Origin of the sequence: Streptomyces sp. NPDC049887, from assembly GCF_040656535.1 — a bacterium.
GTDB lineage: Bacteria > Actinomycetota > Actinomycetes > Streptomycetales > Streptomycetaceae > Streptomyces.
In genome coordinates this window covers 480,132-498,465 of sequence record NZ_JBFAMM010000001.1, presented here as the reverse complement: position 1 = coordinate 498,465, position 18,334 = coordinate 480,132, and the positions used below count along the sequence as shown (strand labels likewise).

Below are 18,334 nucleotides of genomic sequence, written 5' to 3'. Positions count from 1 at the left end.
CCACCCCCCAGGTCATCCGTTCGACAGGGGGCAACAGTCATGCCGGGCCCGGAGGCCAGCGGCCCTCTTGCAGGACCGCGAAGAAGATAACGGGGCCGTGCGCCGTCGCGTCCTGGGGTGGGGGCGGTGCGGTGGTGCGTCCTGGGTGGGGCGGTGCGTGGTGCGGGGCGGTGCGGTGGTGCGTGGTGCGGGGCGGTGCATCGGGCGCACGCATGCGGGTGGCCACACCCCGAGCGCGGCTCGCGTCGCCCCTCGCGGTGGGTGCGCCACCGGGCTCGGCCCTCGTGTGCTCCACGTTCGGGGCGTCTTGGCCTGCGGTGTTCCTCGTTCCGTCTCCGGGTGTGCTCCACGTCCGTGTGCTCCATGTCCGTGTGCTCCACGTCCGGGGTCTTGGCCTGCGGTGTTCTCCGTCCGGCCCCCGGGCGGGCTCCGGAGGTCGCGGCCCCGTGTCCGCCCGCCGGGCGCCTTCCGGACCTGGCGCCCCCGGCCGGCGCCCTCCGGCAGGGCAGCCCCGGGCCCGATCGCCCCGGCCTCCTGTCAGCCCGGGCACTTTCAGAGTGCCGGGCACAATGGCACCCATGGCCTCGGAACCGCTCACCCGCCCCCTCACCGTCGGCTTCGACCTCGACATGACGCTGATCGACTCCCGTCCCGGCATCCGGGCCGCCTACCGGGCGCTCTCCGAGGAGACCGGCGTGTGGATAGACGCCGACCTCGCGGTCACCCGGCTGGGACCGCCGCTGGAGCAGGAGCTTGCGCACTGGTTCCCGGACGACCGGATCCTGGAGATGGGCGACCGCTACCGCGAGCTCTACCCCGAGTACGCCATATCCCCGACCCCGGCGATGCCCGGCGCCCGGGAGGCCGTCGCAGCGGTCCAGGCGCTCGGCGGGCGCGCGATCGTCGTCACCGCCAAGCACGAGCCGAACGCCAAGACGCACCTAGCCCATCTCGGCATCGAGCCCGACGAAGTCATCGGATGGCTGTGGGCGGAGGCCAAGGCGGAGGCGCTGCGCGAGCACGACGCCCGGGTGTACGTGGGCGACCACGTCGGCGACGTTCGAGGCGCGCGCACCGCGGGAGCGCTGTCGGTGGCCGTGCCGACCGGACCGTGCGACGAGCTGGAGCTGCGCGAGGCGGGCGCGGACGTCGTCCTCCCCGACCTCGCCGCGTTCCCCGCCTGGCTCGCCGGGTACGCGGGCTCGGCCGCGACAGCCTGACGAAAACCGCCGTGCGGAGGAGGACGGCAGCCCCCACGCACCGGCGTTGACCGCTGCTCCCGGGTGGCGGGGCTGCCCGGTGTCGACCGCCGAGAGGCTGCCCGGCGTCGACCGCGGCTCTTACGCGGAGGGGGCGGGCGGCGCGGACGAGCGCGCCTCACGGCGCTGCGCGGCGATCGACCGGAGCACACCGGTTCCCGCGATCAGGAAGCCGACGCCCATCAGCATGCTCACGAGGTACGCGGCCGTCGGGAACGGCTCGGTGCCGAGGAACAGAGGGGCCACGGTGACGAGAGTGGCCACAGCGCCGATGATGAAGACGATCGCGCCGGCGCGGACCAGCCCGTCGCCGGGACCGGCCGAATTCGCTTGGGTTTCATGAGTCACCCGACCAGGGTAGTTCCCAGCGCGTAGGAACCACCGGGGACGTCTTGTCAGTGGCCCTCGGACCATTAGCCTTGTGTGGTGGCGGGTCGGGCGGCCCGCTGCAGTGCTATCCAGACCGTTTTTTCGCAATTCCCGACGAGTACGAGGATGAAGAGACGTGCCTACCGGTAAGGCCAAGCCGGTTACCTAGGCACACAGACTCCGCTAGCCTCCCCTCATGACACCTGGTCTGCGCTACCTCGCCTGTCTCCGCCTGTCTGCCGACTCGGACGGCTCCACGTCCATCGAGTGGCAGCGTGGCGTGATCCGACACCACGTCAGCTCTCCGCACCTGTCCGGCGTCCTGGTGGGGGAGGCAGAGGACACGGACGTATCCGGTTCGATGAGCCCCTTCAAGCGCCCCAAGCTAGGACGCTGGCTCACGTCCCGAGCCGATGAGTTCGACGTGATCATTGCAGCCAAGATGGACAGGCTTACGCGTCGCTCGATGCACTTCAACGAACTCTTGGAGTGGGCGCAGCAGAACGGGAAGTTCATCGTCTGTGTTGAAGAGGGGTTCGACCTCTCGACTCCCCAAGGCAAGATGATGGCTCGCATGACTGCCGTCTTTGCTGAGGCTGAGTGGGACACAATCCAGGCACGCATCCTAAACGGAGTACAGAGCCGTTTGGAGAACCGTTCATGGCTTACGGGCGCTCCGCCTACCGGCTACCGCATCAAGGCCGTAGAGGGCGGCAGGAGGAAGGTTCTGGAGATTGACCAGGACTTCCACCCGTACGTAGAGGAGATCTTCACCCGTGTTCGTGAGGGACAGTCCACACACAGGATTGCCCGAGACTTCAATGCCCGTGGCGTACTCACATGGGGAGACCACCTCAGGAAGCTGAAGGGGGAGGAAACCAAGGGAACGCAATGGCAGTCGACCATCATCAACAAGTTTCTCCGCTCCTCTTGGGTTCCCGGTATCTACACGTACAAGGGGGAGGCCGTTCTAGACGACCAGGGAGAGCCGGTCATTCTCCCTGAGAAACCCCTAGCGTCCATGAACGAATGGACAGACTTGGTCGACAGGATCAAGCCGGCTTCCAAGCCTGTAGGAACGGAGAGCCGTACCGGTGGAAAGAGTCTGCTTGCCGGTATTGCTCGCTGTGGAAACTGTGGAGCGCCGGTTACTTCCCTTCTGAATTCCGGGCACACCAGGAAAGACGGAGAGAGAATTCCCGGACACAGGTATTACCGCTGCTCCAACAAGTTCAAGGGTGGCGGTTGCGCTGTCGGTCTCTACGTCCGTGCTGACGTGCTCGATAAGTGGGTTGACCAGGAGATTCGTGGGAGCGTAGGCATGTGGGACATGTACGAGCGAGCCGGTAAGGGACCCTCTCAGGCAAGGGAACTCCAGTCAGCTAGGGCACGCCTGGAAAAGCTGGAAGCTGACTTCCTGGCAGGAGAGTACGACGGGGAGGGACAGGAAGAGTCCTACCGGCGTATGCATAAGGGGCTGTCGGCAAAGGTCGTGCTACTCGTTAAGCAGGAAGAGGAAAGGGCTAACCCCACACTGAAAGCCACGGGTAAGAAGTACGGGGAAGTCTGGGAGTCCAAAGACCAGGAAGACCGTAGGGAATTCCTCCGCGCCTATGGCGTAAAGGTCTGGGTGTGGGATAAGGGGGCGGATGAAAGCGAAAGGGGAATGGTAATGGACCTGGGAGATATCCAGACCATGGCGAATGAGCTTACCCTTACCCGCCCTGGAAAGAAAGGCAAGATGACGAGAATGGTGATTAGTCATAACGTCCCCGAAGAATACCGATGGAAGGCATTGGGGTTCGCTCGATAGAGAGAGGCATAAAGAAAGGCCCTGCCAAATGGCGGGGCCTTATTGCTTATGGAATTGTTTATGAATTCGCCCCCCTATCTTTAATGGTTGAATAACAATTGGGGGTGGTCCGGTCTTTCGCGTGCCTGGAGTTTCCTAGGGGATAGGCAGTAGCCGTCTCTGAAAGGCTTTCTACGGCTTGGAGACGAACGATCCTTGTCCCAGGACGGTATAGAGCCGCCCCTCTTCCCTGAGAGCCGCTACGGCTTTCTGGACGGTCGACGGAGCCACGTCCAGTTCGGTAGCAAGCTCCACCACGGCAGGGAACCTCTCGCCAGGGGCGTACGTACCGGCGTCCAGTCGTCGGCGTAGCTCGGCAGCAACCTGGGGCCATACGGGCTTGCTGCGGTCAAGATCCATGCGCCCGAGCATCCGTGAGTACGCGCATTCACGCGACCGCGTATACGCGTATGCGCGTATGCGCGTATCCTCAGGCTCGGAAGGACCCCCGCGACCGGGCGAACGGTCCGGGGGCATGGCCACCAGCTATGAGGAGCTGATGACAGTGAGCCAGCCTAGCCATGTCCGGCTGTTGCCCTGGAAGGGGCCGGAAGGGAAGACGGCACACCTGATCACGGACGGCACTCCCACACCCCTGTCTCTCCTGGCAGACAAGATCGAGCGTCAGCAGATTGAGACGGCTGCCGTGATCGTGGAGTTGGCGCGGCCGATGGTGGGGGAGGAAGCCAAGCTGACAGCGGATGAGCTGCGCTGGATCGCCGGCCGTCTCATCGAGAGCCTGACGGACGTGCTGAACATCGCTGAGAGCCGCGCACAGAGGCTCCCGGCGTATGAGGAGCCGGGGGAGTAGCCCAAGCCCTCAGAGAGCCCCTAGACACCTTGTCTGGGGGCTCTCTCATGTCCAAGCGCAGATGTTCCTCAAGCCAGGGTCCAACAGGCTTGTGTCTGGGCATCCCTGCCGCATGTCGCTTCCAGTCATTGCCATCGTGGTTGCGTCGGTGAGTGCCGCATTCACCGCAGCCAATATGATTGTGTCCTACCGTACCTATAGACGTGTACGGCCCAAAGTGAAGGTGCGACTCTGGCGAACAGGTGTACAAGTTCCAGAGCAAGAGGCTAAGTCGGCTTCTTATCTGTTTGTTCTTCGCCTCATCAACGATGGGACAACTCCGGTGACGGTTGAGTGTATTGAGCTGTGCCGTTATGAGTCAGCGTATGGAAGACGGCGATTCAGCTTGGTGAAGGGCAGCAGAGGATTCGACCCGAAGAACAGATGGGGGACTCCGCCTCCGGTCCTGCCCGCTTTGGATGGCACAACCTACCGTTTTACTGTGCCGACAAGCGCTGTTTCTCACAGGGACCGCCTGCGCTTCCGAGTACTGCTGTCTAATGGGCGTACGGCTACAAGTCGTCGGGTGCCGACTAAGGATTGGTCACTGGACGAAGCGGAATGACTGCCTCTCGTTTGTCAGTGGTGGGTGCGATGATGGAAGTACTTCAACAGAAGGGAGGGGAACGACATCAGCAATCCACCACGTAAGCAGGCGAGGAAGTTGAAGGCGGGCGATTACTTGAAGTTGTCTAACGGTAAGACAGTAGAAATCCTGTCTATTGAGCCAGCAACCAACCAGTCAGGAGTGAAGTGCCTGATTCTCGCGCTGTACAAGATGCATAAGATGGTTGTGAAGACCGGTAGATACATGAACATGCACTACCCGGCGTAAGACGAGTAACTAGACCAGCCTGTAGCCGGTATCCCGGCCGGCTGGGGTATTCCATTGTCAGGGGAATGGTAATGGAGATTCGCCGAAGGCGGGTATTGGTCTCAACCAGGGCTTCCCCAAATCTCTCTATCCCTTGGCCTACCCCCTGGTTTTCCATTTCTCTTAGTATCCTTCCCTTAGTATCTTTCTCTTAGTATTCTTTGGTAGCAGAATCTTGCACGGGCCCCTAGCAGTATTCTGCACACCCCCCTAGCAACTTCTGATGTCGGCAAGGGACACCAGGAGGGGACAGGCAGTGGCGGTCATCGGATACCAGCGAGTCAGCACCAACGCTCAGGGCGCACAGCTTCAGAACGACGCTCTGACTGCGGCCGGTTGCTCGAAGATCTACGAGGACAAGGCATCCGGGAAGAACACGGAGCGCCCTGGTCTCCTCGCTGCTCTGGACTACATGAGGGAGGGCGAACCCTCTGTGTGTGGAAGCTGGACAGGCTTGGCCGTTCAACTAAGGACGTGCTGACGATCGCTGAGGACTTGCACGCGCGTGGAATCGCGCTCCGCATCCTCACTGGGACTCTCTCCGGTACCTACTCTCCGACCGGAGAGGGGAAATTCTTTTTCACGATGATGGCTGCTTTCGCTGAGCTTGAGCGAGACATGATCGTGGAGCGCACGCGAGCCGGCCTGGTAGCTGCCAAGGCGCAGGGGCGTACCGGTGGACGTCCCTCCGTCATCACTGAGGACGTGCTGACTGTCGCCAAGGCTCGTAAGGCCAAGGGGGAGAGCATCACCGCCATTGCCAAGGTTCTTGGAGTCTCCCGCGCCACCCTGTACCGGCACCTTGGCTAGCCCTCACGCTTCCTGCACCACTTTGAGCCTCTGCCTTCACTGGTAGGGGCTCAGTGTCGTTTTAAGGCGTGTCCGGCTGGAGAGACCCCCGGTAGGCTGTCTCAACGGCAGATCAAGGGTGTCCGGCCAGTCCGGGAGCGATCGAGGGAGCGTGTGCTTTGCCGACTGGCAAGGTCAAGTGGTTCAACAGTGAGAAGGGCTTCGGCTTTCTCTCCCGCGACGACGGCGGCGACGTCTTCGTCCACTCGTCGGTGCTTCCTGACGGAGTCGACAGCCTGAAGCCCGGTCAGCGGGTCGAGTTCGGCGTCGTCGCGGGACAGCGAGGTGACCAGGCACTCTCGGTCACGGTCCTCGACCCGACCCCTTCCGTGGCCGCCGCACAGCGCCGCAAGCCGGACGAGCTGGCGTCGATCGTGCAGGACCTGACGACGCTCCTGGAGAACATCACCCCGCAGCTGGAGCGCGGCCGCTACCCGGACAAGGCCCACGGCAAGAAGATCGCGGGCCTGCTGCGCGCGGTCGCCGACCAGCTCGACGTCTGACGTCGCAGCGCCGCCCCTCCCCGAGGGGCGGCACCGCGGCCGGGCCGAGGTTCGCGCGTCAGGGGCGGCGCGGCCGGACGAAGGACAACGCCTCGCGGCCGAGGGGAGGTACGAGCCCCTCGGCCGCGGCGCGCGTGAGGAGGCCGCGGACGGCCGCGTAACCCGCCTCGCCGAGGTCGGCGGTGAACTCGTTGACGTAGAGCCCGATGTGCTGGTCGGCGACGGCTGGGTCCATCTCCTGGGCGTGCTCCATCACGTAGGGGCGAGACGCCGGCGGGTCGTCCCAGGCCATGCGGACGGACGTACGAGCGGATTCGGCGAGGAGGTCAAGCAGCTCCGGGCCCAGCGAACGCTTGGCGATGATCGCACCGAGCGGGATCGGCAGTCCGGTCGTGGTCTCCCAGTGCTCTCCCATGTCCGCCAGGCAGTTCAGGCCGTACTCCTGGTAGGTGAACCGTGCCTCGTGGATCACGAGTCCGGCGTCCACCTTGCCGTCCCGCACGGCCGGCATGATCTCGTGGAACGGCAGGACGACGACCCGGCCGACCCCTTCCGGCAGCACGTCCGCGGCCCACAGCCGGAACAGCAGGTACGCCGTCGACCTCTCGCCCGGCACTGCGACGGTCGCGTCGCTCAGGTCCGTGCCCGGCTCCCGGGTGAGTACGAGCGGGCCGCAGCCCCGGCCCAGCGCGCCGCCGCAGGGCAGCAGGGCGTACTCGTCGAGGACGTACGGCAGCACCGCGTAGGAGACCTTCAGGACGTCGAACTCGCCGCGCTCGGCCATGGCGTTGGTGATGTCGATGTCCGCGAACGTCACGTCGAGGCGGGGCGCGCCCGGGACCCTTCCGTGCGCCCACGCGTCGAAGACGAACGTGTCGTTCGGGCAGGGCGAGTAGGCGATCTTGATCTTGCTCATCGGGCCTCCTCCTCGAGGACGGGACGCAGCAGCCGGAAAGCCTTCCGCAGGGCGTCCAGGGCCTCGCCGATGCGCCAGGCCGACCGGTCCCGGGGGCCGACCGCGTTGGATACGGCGCGGATCTCGACGACGGGGACGCCGTGTGTCGCGGCGGCCTCCGCGACCCCGAACCCCTCCATCGCCTCCACGGCGGCGCGGGGGTGACGTGCGGTCAGCTCGGCCGCGCGGTCGGCGGTGCCGGTGACGGTCGACACCGTGAGGACGGGGCCGTGCACCGCGTCCAGTGCCTCGGCGATCCGCTCCGACAGCGGGGCGGGCGGGTGCACGGAACGCCCGAAGCCGAGTTCCTCGACCGGCAGGTGCCCGTCGGATGTCTGTGCGCCCAGGTCGGCGGCGACGATCGCGTCCGCGACCACGAGCGTGCCCGGCGGGGCGACGCCCGCGAAACCGCCTCCGATACCGGCGGACACGACCAGGTCGTACGCGGGAGCGCCGGGTGCGGCCGTCGCCGCGGCCGTCAGCGCGGTGGCCGTCGCCGCGGCCGCCGCTGCGGGACCGACACCCCCGGCCATGACGTCCACCGTCGTCCCCGCGCCCGCGCAGCGGTGCAGAGTGTGACCGCCCGGGATGCGGTGGGCGGTCACGGTGCCGTCGGGGGCGAGCCCGGCGGCGGCGGAGTCGGCCTCCGCCCGCACCGCGGTGACGACGAGTACGCGCATGGCTGAGCCGTTCGGGGCGGGCGCCTAGTCCTGGGCCAGCTTGAAGTGCCAGATGCCGGTCAGCTTCTTGCCCGAGGTCTCCACGATGGACACCTGCGCGGAGCTGGAGGGCTCACCGGTCGTCGGGCTGGTGAAGAAGGCGCTGGCCGGGATCGTCCGGTAGGTCTTGTGGTACGGCTCCTGTTCGGCGCGCTCGCCGCCGATGAAGATCGTCCAGCCGTTCTCGGCGATCTCGGGGTCGACACCGAAGCGGATCTTGTCGTCCGGCGCGACGGTGATGGACTTCTCGGCCTTCTCGTTGAGGCAGTCCTGGATCTGCGACTCCTTGATGGCCCGGCCGTCGTTGTAGCAGGCGGCTTCGGTGTGCACCGAGGTCGTCCCGACCGTCACGGTCGCGAGCGGCGTCGGCTTGTCGCAGGCGGAGAGTACGAGGAGGCCGGCGGACACGGCGCCGAGGGCGGCGGCGGCCCGGCGGCGCTTGCCGGAGAGGAACGCAACGGTCATGGTCCGAAGGCTATCGGGCGCCCGGTGTCCCGCAGCGCGGGGGTGCGGCGTGGCGTCCCCGATGGCTCCGCCCGCCCGTCCCCGGGTCCGCCCGTCCGCCCTCCGCCGTCGGCGACCTCGGCCGTAGGGGCCTTGCCGCGCACGGGGGAGTCGCGCTCCGGAGCGCACCGTGCGGCCCGTCTCACCGTACGCGGGGCGCCACCGTGATCCGGCTCGGCGGCGTCGTGCTGCGGCGGGACGCCACGAGCAGTCCGCGCAGCGCCAGCACCGCGCCCAGGGCCAGGATGCCCGCCGCCACGGACATGCCCACCACGCCGTTCAGGGGCAGCGAGATCCCGATCGCCCCGCCGACCACCCACGACATCTGCAGGAGCGTCTCCGAACGGGCGAAGGCCGAGGTCCGCACCGACTCCGGCACGTCGCGCTGGATCATCGCGTCCAGGGACAGCTTCGACAGTGCCTGGGACAGCCCGGCCACCGCACCCAGCACCGCCACCATCAGCGGACTGAAGAACACCGCCGTGAGCACCGCAGCGGACAGCGCCAGCATCAGTCCCGTGGCGACGATCACCTCCGGAGGCCGGTTGCGCACCCACGCCCCGATCGCCGTTCCGCAGGCGTTCCCGATCCCCGCGGCGACACCCACCATCACCAGTGAGGCGGCCGCGCTCTGCCCCGCCAGCGGATGGACGCGCAGCAGGAACGCCAGGAAGAAGATCAGAAAACCCGACAGCACGCGGTGGGCCACGTTCGCCTGGAGTCCGTGCAGCACGGAGGGGCCGACGGTCCGCAGGCTCGGCTTCCGCTCGCCGTGCGTCAGCATGTGCGCCTTCCGTTCGCCCTTCGCCGAGTCGACCTTGGGCGGCATGCTCAACGAGAGGAACGTGCCCGCGACGAAGATCGCGCAAGCGCCGTACAGCGGCCAGGCGGGGCCGATCTGCTGGAGACCGACGCCGATCGGCGCGGCGATGCCCGTGGCCAGCAGCCCGGCCAGCGTCACCCGTGAGTTCGCCTTCACCAGCGCGAACCCCGTCGGCAGCAGACGCGGCACGACGGCGCTGCGGATCACCCCGTACGCCTTCGAGCACACCAGTACGCCGAGTGCCGCCGGGTACAGCTCGATGCCGCCCGTCGCGACCGCGCCCGACATGGTCAGCGCCAGCAGCGCGCGGGCCGTCATCGTGCCCGCCATCGCCGCACGGCGGCCGTGCGGAACGTGGTCCAGCAGCGGGCCGATCACCGGGGCCAGCAGCGTGAACGGCGCCATGGTGATCGCCAGGTAGAGCGCGACCCGCCCGCGGGCCTCGTCGGTGGGGACGGAGAAGAAGACGGTGGACGCCAGCGCGACAGTGATCATGACGTCGCCGGCGCCGTTGACCGCGTGCAGTTCGATCAGCTTGCCCAGTCCGGACTCGCCCGCGCCGTGCGCGTGGGTGGCCCGGCGGATGCCTCTGGCCGTTCGGGTGAACGGCAGGTGCAGGGCGCGGCCGACGGCTCGGCACGCCCTGCTCAGCGGCCCGGGAGCGCCGGACGACCTCGCGGCTGTCACGTCGTCATAGTGCCCTACCCGCCGCCGACCCGAACCGGGATTCGGACGGGCAGGTGGGCGGCACGCCACAGAGGGGGTAGCGTGCGTAGCGCGCCACCGGCGGTAGTTCCCGGCCGCGCGCCTTTCCGCCATCCCGCAGAATGGGTGACGGTAGGTGTGCCCGAGACAGAGTGCCCGGGTGCGGACGTCGATGCGGCCCTCTGGTCCGCTCCGCCCGCTGCTCGTACATCGCGAATCGGCCAGGCGCACCCGTGAGACGGCGTAGGAGAGAAGCGAGACCTGTGAGTGCTGCGACGACGCGAAGCCGTACCCCCGACCGTCTGTGCGCCGAGGCGGTAGACCTCGCCCGGGCGGCCGCCGACGAAGCGGCCGCGCCCGGGGTGGTGGGTGAACACGTCTCGCTCGCGTCCGAGGGCGACCGGGTCGTCACCCATTTCTTCGAGTGCCGCGAGGCCGGCTACCGCGGCTGGCGCTGGGCCGTCACGGTGGCCCGCGCGTCCCGCGCGAAGAACGTCACGGTCGACGAGGCCGTGCTCCTGCCGGGTCCGGACGCACTGCTCGCGCCGGAGTGGGTGCCGTGGAGCGAACGGCTGCGGCCCGGCGACCTCGGTCCGGGGGATCTGCTGCCCACGGACGCGGAGGACCTGCGGCTCGAGCCCGGCTACTCGGGTGAGGACGCGCCGCCGCCGAACGCGGCGGTCTCCGAGGAGATGGCCGATCGCGTCGACGCCGAGGACGCGGAGATCGTGACCCGGGTCCCGTCGCGCGGTGCGATCGCGTCCGTGGCGGAGGAGCTGGGCATGCGCCGGGCGCGGGTCCTCTCCCGCTACGGCCTGCACGTCGCCGCGGACCGCTGGGAGGACTCCTTCGGCGCGAAGACGCCCATGGCGCAGGCCGCGCCGGCGTCGTGCCAGTCCTGCGGCTTCCTGATGCCGCTGTCGGGGTCGCTCAAGCAGGCGTTCGGGGTGTGCGCGAACGAGTTCTCCCCCGCGGACGGGCGGGTCGTGTCGCTGTCGTACGGGTGCGGAGGGCACTCCGAGGCGGCGGTCATGCCGAAGCCGCCGCGGCCGGCGCCGCCGGTGCTCGACTCGATGCGGCCGGACGACTTCCCGCTCCGCCCGGCACCGGACAGCGGCTCGGTCCCGGACCACGTGGAGGCGACCGCGCAGGACGAGGACCTGGGCCACTCGTAGGGCCCTCGCCGGTTCCTCGACGGCGCCGGGCCGCCGCCCGGCCCGCGGACCGGGGGTGTCGTCCCGGCGGTACTGCCGGATGCCGGTCCGGGTGCGGATCCACTGGGCGGACGTGTCGAGCGGTGGGGGCCGCGGCGCATCACCCGGAACGCTCCCGGCTCCGCCGGCGCACCTGGCGGGCGCCCTCCGGCGCGCCCCGCCACGACGCGCGGGATCGCTCCGGGCGGGCCCGGCGGGGTCCGCGTCGGGGCCACCCCGCCCGCGCCGGTGGTGACATCGCCACCGCGCACCCTTCCGCCCGCACACGCCACCCGGGTGCGCGATGCGAGCCCTCAGCGGAGCGGTCGCGCGGGGGCGCGCGTGACGCGGTACCTTCGGGCCCCGGGACGGGGCTGCGCCCCCGCGCGGTCGCCACGGCCGCGACAGCGGGAACCGCCGGGAACCCGCCGGGCAAGCCGGAACAGTTCAGAGAGCGGAGACAGGCGTGAGCGTCAGGACGACCGAGGGGGCCGACCCGTTCGGGACGGCGCGGCTGCGGCGCGGGGTGCTCGACGCCTGGAGTGCGAGCCCCGCGCGTTTCCGCGAGGACGCCAACGCCGAGGAGGACCTCGCGCTCGGCGGCTACCGCGATCGTGTGATCGTCGAGCTGGCCCAGAACGCCGCCGACGCCGCCGCACGTGCCGGTGTTCCCGGGCGCTTCCGGCTCACCCTCGACCGGGGCACGCTCGTCGCCGCCAACACGGGCGCGCCGCTGGACGCCGCAGGTGTGGAGTCGCTGTCGACGCTGCGGGCGTCGGCCAAGCGCGAGGACGACCGGACCGCCGTGGGCCGTTTCGGCGTCGGCTTCGCCGCCGTACTGGCCGTGAGCGACGAGCCCGCCGTCGTCGGCCGGCACGGCGGCGTGCGCTGGTCGCTGGCCGAGGCCCGGGAACTCGCCGCGCAGGCCGCGCAGGCCGGCCCCGGCCTCGGCGACGAACTTCGCCGACGTGACGGCCATGTACCGCTGCTGCGGCTGCCGCTGCCCGCCGAGGGCACCGCACCCGACGGCTACGACACGGTCGTGATCCTGCCGCTGCGCGACGGTACCGCCGAGGACCTGGTCTCCCGGCTGCTCGCCGCGATCGACGACGCGCTGCTGCTGACCCTGCCGGGGCTCACCGAGATCGTGGTGGAGACCCCGGAGGGGGTCAGGACCCTGCGCCGCTCGCAGCACGGCGACCACGTCCACATCGAGGACAGCGCCCGGGGACTGAACCGCTGGCGGGTCGTCAGCCACCACGGGCCGGTCGAGCCGGCGCTGCTCGCGGACCGGCCGGTGGAGGAGCGGCTGCGTCCGCACTGGACCGTGACCTGGGCGGTTCCCGTGGACTCCGAGGGAATGCCCGCGTACCCGGCGACCGCGCCGGTCGTCCACGCGCCGACCCCCACGGACGAGCCGCTCGGTGTGCCCGCGCTGCTGATCGCCTCCCTGCCGCTGGACACCGCCCGCCGCCATCCCGCTCCGGGCCCGCTCACCGACTTCCTGGTGCGGCGCGCGGCGGACGCGTACGCCGAACTGCTCGGCGACTGGCAGCCGGTCGGGACCGGGCTGATCGACCTCGTCCCCGGGCCGCTGGGCAAGGGCGAGCTGGACGGCGCGCTGCGCGCGGCGATCCTGGAACTGCTGCCGCGCACCGCCTTCCTCGCCCCGGCCGTCCCCTCGGAGGACGTGGTGGCGCTGCGGCCGCTGGAGGCCGAGATCGTGGAGGGAGCCGGCGCCGAGACCGTACGGGTCCTGGCGGATGTGCTGCCGACGCTGCTGCCCGCCGGTCTGGAGCGCCGGGTGGAGCTGCGGACGCTCGGTGTCGCTCGGGTCCCGCTGACGGAGGCGATCGACCGGCTCGCAGGGATCGAGCGCGCCCCGTCGTGGTGGTGGCGGCTGTACGACAGCCTCGCCGGTGTGGACCCGGAGCGGCTGTCCGGCCTGCCGGTGCCGCTCGCCGGTACGGGGGCGGCGGCCGGCGACGGGACGTCCGGGGAGGAGGGCGGGGAGCCGCGTCCGCGCCGCGCGCCCCGTACCGCCGTCGGACCGCGCCAGGTGCTGCTGCCGACCGCCGAGACCCCGGACGGACTGGCCCGGTTCGGGCTGAAGGTGGCCCATCAGGATGCCGCCCACCCGCTGTTGGAGAAGCTGGGCGCGCTGCCCGCGACACCCCGTGCGGTGCTGACGACCCCGCAGGTGCGGGCCGCCGTCGCCGCCTCGCTGGAGGACGGCGACGGGCTCTGGGACGAGGACGCGCCGGACAGCGAGGAACTCGCGGAGATCGTCCTCGCCCTCGTACGGGACGCGGGGCTGGAGCCGGGCGACGAGCCGTGGCTGGGTGCGCTGGCCCTCCCCGACGAGGACGGCGAGCTCGCTCCTGCCGGTGAACTGGTGCTGCCGGGCAGCCCCTTCGCGTCCGTGATGCGCGAGGACGAGCTGGCCCTCGTCGACGCCGAACTGGCCGAGCGCTGGGGCGAGCAGCCGCTCGCGGCCTGCGGGGTACTGGCGAACTTCGCGCTCGTACGCGCCACCGACGTCGTGCTGGACCCGGACGAACTGGAGCCCCGCGAGGGCGACTTCGCCGAACCGGACGACGTGGGGCTGCTGGACGCGGTCGACGTGTGGTGCGAGGACGTCCTGGACCGGCTGCCCGACACTCCCGTTCCACCGGTCGCGACGGAGATCGCCGCCGTGCGCGACCTGGACCTCGTGGACGACGACCAGTGGCCGCGGGCCCTCGCGCTGCTGGCCAGGCCGCCGCTGCGGGACGCGCTGACGCAGACCGTCCGGGTGCTGCTGCCCGACGGCACGACCGAGACGGTCCGGCCGTACACGGCGTGGTGGCTGCGCGGGCATCCGGTGCTGGGCGGCCGCCGCCCGGCGGGTCTGCGGTCCTCGGGCGGCGATCCGCTGCTGGTCGGCCTCTACGACGCGGCCGACGCGACCGGCTTCGAGGACGAGCAGGTGCTGCACGCCCTCGGCGTCCGGACGTCCGTCGCCGCGCTGCTGGACGAGCCCGGCGGCGCGGCCGAGCTGCTGGGGCGGCTCGCCGACGCGGACCGCCCCGTCACCGCGTCGCAGCTGCACGCCCTGTACACGGCGCTGGCGGATCTGGACCCCGAGCAGGTGACGCTCCCCGACGAGCTGCGCGCCGTCGTCGACGGGGAGGTGCGGGTGGTGGACGCCTCGGACGCGCTGGTCGCGGACGCCCCCGATCTGCTGCCGCTGACCGCCGGGCGTCCGCTGCTGCCGGTCTCGCCGGACCGTGCGGCCGATCTGGCCGAGCTGTTCCAGGTGGGGCGGCTCAGCGAGGCGGTGGAGGCGGAGGTGACGACGGTGGGCGAGGAGCACGAGGTGCCGGATTCGGTGCACGCGCTGCTGGGACCGGCGACGCCCGCGTCGTACGTCGAGCACGAGGAACTCCTCGCCGGCGGTGTCGAACTCGACTGGCGCCGCACCTCCGACGGGGTCATCCACGCCGCCACTCTGGAGGGCGTCGCCGCGGGCCTCGCCTGGGCGGCGGGCCAGTGGCCCCGACGCTTCGAGGTGGCGGCGCTGCTGGAGGACCCGTCGCGCACGGAGGAACTGGCGCGGGACCGCTGGTTCGACTGAGGCCCCCGAGGGCCCTCCCGGGCGGGAAACCGCCGGACTCCCGGCGGGGTGCGGCGATCCACCGGGCCGGAGGCGCCCGGACGGCGCTCAGGCCGGGAAGCGGCGGTCCACCCATCGCCATGCGAACTCCAGCACCGCCGCCGCCACCGCGGCGATGGCGACCGCCGCCCACGGCATCGTCGTGCCCACCAGCCGCAGGGCGAAGAAGTCCTGCAGCCAGGGCACCATCAGGACGATCAGGAAGGCCAGCCCCATCGCCGCGACCAGGCACACGCGCCACCAGGTGTAGGGGCGGGCGACGATCGCCAGCACCCACATGGCGACCAGGAACAGCGTCAGCGTCGCCGCGCTGGTCTCGGCGGCCAGCGCGCCGGGCCCGCTGTAGTGGTGCCGGGCGAGGAGGTACGTCGAGAAGGTGGCGCCCGCCGCGACGATCCCGCCGGGGATCGCGTACCGCATGACCCGCCGTACGAAGTGGGGCTTGGCACGCTCCTTGTTGGGCGCCAGCGCCAGGAAGAACGCCGGGACGCCGATGGTCAGTGTGGACAGCAGGGTCAGATGCCGGGGCAGGAAGGGGTACTCGACCTGCGAGCAGACCACCAGGACCGCCAGCAGCACCGAGTAGACCGTCTTGGTCAGGAACAGCGTGGCGACCCGGGTGATGTTGCCGATGACGCGACGGCCCTCGGCCACCACCGACGGCAGCGTGGCGAAGCTGTTGTTGAGGAGCACGATCTGCGCGACGGCCTTCGTCGCCTCGGAACCGGAGCCCATGGAGACGCCGATGTCGGCGTCCTTGAGCGCGAGGACGTCGTTGACGCCGTCGCCCGTCATGGCGACCGTGTGGCCGCGCGACTGGAGCGCGCCGACCATGTCCCGCTTCTGCTGCGGGGTGACCCGCCCGAAGACCGCGTTGGCCGCGAGTTCCTCGGCCATCGCCTCCCGCTCGGCCGGCAGCTTGCGGGCATCCACGGTGTCCGCCGCGCCCGGCAGCCCGAGCTTGCCGGCCACGGCGCTCACCGACACCGCGTTGTCACCCGAGATGACCTTCGCCGCGACGTCCTGCTCCTCGAAGTAGCGCAGGGTGTCGGCCGCGTCGGGCCGCAGCCGCTGCTCCAGGACGACCAGCGCGGTGGGGCGGGCGCCCGCGGCGACGTCGAGGTCGTCGAGCTCGCCCGCGGCGCGCGCCAGCAGCAGGACGCGCAGGCCCTGCTCGTTGAGGCCGTCGACCTCGCGCAGGGCGGGCGCGCCGGGGGGCAGCAGCACGTCGGGGGCGCCGAGCAGCCAGGTCGAACTCTGCCCGTCGCCCTCGCTGAACGCGGCTCCGCTGTACTTGCGCGCCGACGAGAACGGCAGGGACTCGGTGCAGCGCCACTCCTCCCGGTCCGGGTAGGCATCGATGATCGCCTGGAGGGAGGCGTTGGGCCGGGGGTCGGACTCGCCGAGCGCGCCCAGGACGGTGCGCACGTAGTCCTCGTCGCAGCCGTCGAGGGTGCGCAGCTCTGTGACGTCCATGCCGCCCTCGGTGAGGGTGCCGGTCTTGTCGAGGCACACCACGTCGACCCGGGCGAGGCCCTCGATCGCGGGGAGCTCCTGGACGAGGCACTGCTTGCGGCCGAGCCGGATGACGCCGATCGCGAAGGCGACGGAGGTGAGGAGGACGAGGCCCTCGGGAATCATCGGCACGATGCCGCCGACGGTGCGGGCGATCGAGCCCTTGAAGTCGTCGCCCTTGACGACGAGCTGGCTGACGATGAGACCGAGGGCGGTCGGCACCATCATCCAGGTGACGTACTTGAGGATCGTGGAGATGCCGGAGCGCAGCTCGGAGTGGACGAGGGTGAAGCGGGAGGCCTCCTCGGCCAGCTGGGCGGCGTACGCCTCGCGGCCGACCTTGGTGGCGGTGAAGGCGCCGCCGCCTGCGACGACGAAGCTGCCGGACATCATCCGGTCCCCGCGCCGCTTCAGGACCGGGTCGGCCTCACCGGTCAGCAGGGACTCGTCGATCTCGAGGCCGTCGGCCTCGGCGACCTCGCCGTCGACGACGACCTTGTCGCCCGGTCCGAGTTCGATGAGGTCACCGAGCACGATCTCGGAGGTGGACACCTCCCCGGAGACGCCGTTGCGCCGGACGGTCGGTTTCGCCTCGCCGATGACGGCGAGCCCGTCCAGGGTCTTCTTGGCGCGCAGCTCCTGGATGATGCCGATGCCGGTGTTGGCGAGGATGACGAAGCCGAACAGGGTGTCCTGGAACGGCGCGACGAAGAACATGATCACCCAGAGCACGCCGATGATCGCGTTGAAGCGGGTGAGGACGTTGCCCCGGATGATGTCGACGGTGGAGCGGCTGCTGCGTACGGGGACGTCGTTGACCTCACCGCGTGCGATGCGTTCGGCGACCTCGTCGGCGCTCAGCCCGCCGGGCCGGTGCCGCAGGGGAGGCGGCACCGGATGTACGGGGTCGAGCTCCGCCCCCGCGTCGATGACCGGGCCGCCGTGCGGCTCGGCTCCGTCGCTGCCGATCTCCGACCGCTGAGTCATGCCTCCGACGGTACGGCGGCGCGGGCCCCTTCACCCCCCGAGCCGGGGATCCTGCCACGGCCGGATCCCGCCACGGCGGGAACGCCGCCCGGCGGCGCGCCGGACGCGGCCCGGCGGGTGATCGGGTCCGTGGTGCCGGCTCCGAAGCCCGCCCGTGCTCGGGCCCACTGCGCCGGTGCGCGCGGTCGGGTGGGCGGCCCAGGGGTGCCCGGGGCGCGGGCACGGCACGGGCCCTGGTCGCACGAGGCGCGTCCGGTGGTGGTGGTGGTGGGGGGCCGGGGTGCGTGAGGCGCGTCCGGTGGGGGGCGGGGTGCGTGAGGCGCGTCCCGTGGGGGGTCGGGATGCGCTGAGCCCGCTCCGGCGGGCCGCGGGATCGCCCCGTCAGTCGGTGCCGTGCGAGGCGGCGTCCGCGCCCGTGCCGTGCGAGGCGGCTTCGGCGCGCCTGATGGCCGCGTCGCGCTTGCGCACGTACCAGATGCCGAGAAGGCCGAGCCCGCCGCCGGCCAGGCAGGTCCACACCCACCAGTCCAGCTCGTGCTCCGCGAACCAGCCGTAGAAGGGGACCTGGACGAGGAAGAGGACGAACCAGAGGATCGTGCCGCCGGTGATGGTGGCGACGACCGGCCCCTCCAGGGGCTCGGGTGCCTCGTGTTTGGGGGTCCACTTCGCCATGCGGTCAGTGTAGGCGGCAGTCACGGCGGCCCGGACGGCGTACCCGGGGC

Annotated in this window: 14 protein-coding genes and 1 pseudogene; 7 read left to right on the top strand and 8 right to left on the bottom strand. The window is 70.3% G+C overall.

The genetic code is table 11. The features are described from left to right. Positions 1-578 precede the first annotated feature (578 nt). Positions 579-1,220, top strand: a complete 642-nt coding sequence (locus tag AB0J10_RS02125) for an HAD hydrolase-like protein (RefSeq protein ID WP_363056794.1) — start codon at positions 579-581, stop codon at positions 1,218-1,220. A 120-nt stretch (positions 1,221-1,340) separates the two neighbouring features. Here the strand turns inward: AB0J10_RS02125 and AB0J10_RS02120 are convergent, their stop codons facing one another. Further along, positions 1,341-1,607, bottom strand: coding sequence for a hypothetical protein (locus tag AB0J10_RS02120; protein ID WP_363056792.1), 267 nt, complete (start codon positions 1,605-1,607; stop codon positions 1,341-1,343). A 217-nt stretch (positions 1,608-1,824) separates the two neighbouring features. Here AB0J10_RS02120 and AB0J10_RS02115 point away from each other — a divergent pair, with 217 nt between their 5' ends. Further along, positions 1,825-3,441 carry a recombinase family protein gene (locus AB0J10_RS02115; RefSeq protein WP_363056790.1) on the top strand — a complete coding sequence of 539 codons (1,617 nt, stop codon included), beginning with the start codon at positions 1,825-1,827 and terminating at the stop codon, positions 3,439-3,441. Between the two features lie 171 nt (positions 3,442-3,612). On the opposite strand, the gene AB0J10_RS02110 is transcribed toward AB0J10_RS02115, so the two are convergent. Further along, positions 3,613-3,840 carry a GntR family transcriptional regulator gene (locus tag AB0J10_RS02110; protein ID WP_215449602.1) on the bottom strand — a complete coding sequence of 76 codons (228 nt, stop codon included), beginning with the start codon at positions 3,838-3,840 and terminating at the stop codon, positions 3,613-3,615. Between the two features lie 115 nt (positions 3,841-3,955). On the opposite strand from AB0J10_RS02110, the gene AB0J10_RS02105 reads away from it, so the two are divergent. The 3 genes and pseudogenes from AB0J10_RS02105 to AB0J10_RS02095 all read left to right on the top strand — a co-directional run bounded on the left by AB0J10_RS02105 (position 3,956) and on the right by AB0J10_RS02095 (position 6,556). Next, positions 3,956-4,291: a hypothetical protein gene (locus AB0J10_RS02105; protein WP_363056788.1), complete on the top strand. Its 336-nt coding sequence runs from the start codon at positions 3,956-3,958 to the stop codon at positions 4,289-4,291. Between the two features lie 1,136 nt (positions 4,292-5,427). Then, positions 5,428-6,014, top strand: a pseudogene (locus tag AB0J10_RS02100) (recombinase family protein). Between the two features lie 158 nt (positions 6,015-6,172). Then, positions 6,173-6,556 carry a cold-shock protein gene (locus AB0J10_RS02095; protein ID WP_017946048.1) on the top strand — a complete coding sequence of 128 codons (384 nt, stop codon included), beginning with the start codon at positions 6,173-6,175 and terminating at the stop codon, positions 6,554-6,556. A 58-nt stretch (positions 6,557-6,614) separates the two neighbouring features. Here the strand turns inward: AB0J10_RS02095 and AB0J10_RS02090 are convergent, their stop codons facing one another. The 4 genes from AB0J10_RS02090 to AB0J10_RS02075 form a co-directional block, all read right to left on the bottom strand. Next, positions 6,615-7,472: a 1,4-dihydroxy-6-naphthoate synthase gene (locus AB0J10_RS02090; RefSeq protein WP_363056785.1), complete on the bottom strand. Its 858-nt coding sequence runs from the start codon at positions 7,470-7,472 to the stop codon at positions 6,615-6,617. Next, complete coding sequence (locus tag AB0J10_RS02085; protein WP_363056783.1) at positions 7,469-8,191, bottom strand: futalosine hydrolase; 723 nt, start codon at positions 8,189-8,191, stop codon at positions 7,469-7,471. Before AB0J10_RS02085 ends, AB0J10_RS02090 begins: the two co-directional genes overlap by 4 nt. A 24-nt stretch (positions 8,192-8,215) precedes the next feature. Further along, complete coding sequence (locus AB0J10_RS02080) at positions 8,216-8,695, bottom strand: DUF2771 domain-containing protein (protein ID WP_363056781.1); 480 nt, start codon at positions 8,693-8,695, stop codon at positions 8,216-8,218. 181 nt (positions 8,696-8,876) lie between these two features. Then, positions 8,877-10,244, bottom strand: coding sequence for an MFS transporter (locus AB0J10_RS02075; protein ID WP_363056779.1), 1,368 nt, complete (start codon positions 10,242-10,244; stop codon positions 8,877-8,879). A gap of 281 nt (positions 10,245-10,525) precedes the next feature. On the opposite strand from AB0J10_RS02075, the gene AB0J10_RS02070 reads away from it, so the two are divergent. Next, complete coding sequence (locus AB0J10_RS02070; RefSeq protein ID WP_363056777.1) at positions 10,526-11,437, top strand: DUF3027 domain-containing protein; 912 nt, start codon at positions 10,526-10,528, stop codon at positions 11,435-11,437. A gap of 484 nt (positions 11,438-11,921) precedes the next feature. Further along, the gene (locus AB0J10_RS02065) at positions 11,922-15,071 is read left to right on the top strand and encodes a molecular chaperone Hsp90 (protein ID WP_363056775.1); all 3,150 of its coding nucleotides are present in this window, start codon (positions 11,922-11,924) and stop codon (positions 15,069-15,071) included. 87 nt (positions 15,072-15,158) lie between these two features. Here the strand turns inward: AB0J10_RS02065 and AB0J10_RS02060 are convergent, their stop codons facing one another. Both AB0J10_RS02060 and AB0J10_RS02055 read right to left on the bottom strand, forming a co-directional pair. Beyond that, positions 15,159-17,612, bottom strand: a complete 2,454-nt coding sequence (locus AB0J10_RS02060) for an HAD-IC family P-type ATPase (protein WP_363056773.1) — start codon at positions 17,610-17,612, stop codon at positions 15,159-15,161. A gap of 381 nt (positions 17,613-17,993) precedes the next feature. After that, positions 17,994-18,284 carry a DUF2530 domain-containing protein gene (locus AB0J10_RS02055; protein ID WP_363056772.1) on the bottom strand — a complete coding sequence of 97 codons (291 nt, stop codon included), beginning with the start codon at positions 18,282-18,284 and terminating at the stop codon, positions 17,994-17,996. Positions 18,285-18,334: the final 50 nt, after the last annotated feature.

Coding starts and splice junctions, on each gene's coding strand:
- AB0J10_RS02125 (WP_363056794.1), top strand. CDS start 579: ATGGCCTCGGAACCGCTCACCCGCCCCCTCACCGTCGGCTTCGACCTC.
- AB0J10_RS02115 (WP_363056790.1), top strand. CDS start 1,825: ATGACACCTGGTCTGCGCTACCTCGCCTGTCTCCGCCTGTCTGCCGAC.
- AB0J10_RS02110 (WP_215449602.1), bottom strand. CDS start 3,840: ATGGATCTTGACCGCAGCAAGCCCGTATGGCCCCAGGTTGCTGCCGAG.
- AB0J10_RS02105 (WP_363056788.1), top strand. CDS start 3,956: ATGGCCACCAGCTATGAGGAGCTGATGACAGTGAGCCAGCCTAGCCAT.
- AB0J10_RS02090 (WP_363056785.1), bottom strand. CDS start 7,472: ATGAGCAAGATCAAGATCGCCTACTCGCCCTGCCCGAACGACACGTTC.
- AB0J10_RS02085 (WP_363056783.1), bottom strand. CDS start 8,191: ATGCGCGTACTCGTCGTCACCGCGGTGCGGGCGGAGGCCGACTCCGCC.
- AB0J10_RS02080 (WP_363056781.1), bottom strand. CDS start 8,695: ATGACCGTTGCGTTCCTCTCCGGCAAGCGCCGCCGGGCCGCCGCCGCC.
- AB0J10_RS02060 (WP_363056773.1), bottom strand. CDS start 17,612: ATGACTCAGCGGTCGGAGATCGGCAGCGACGGAGCCGAGCCGCACGGC.
- AB0J10_RS02055 (WP_363056772.1), bottom strand. CDS start 18,284: ATGGCGAAGTGGACCCCCAAACACGAGGCACCCGAGCCCCTGGAGGGG.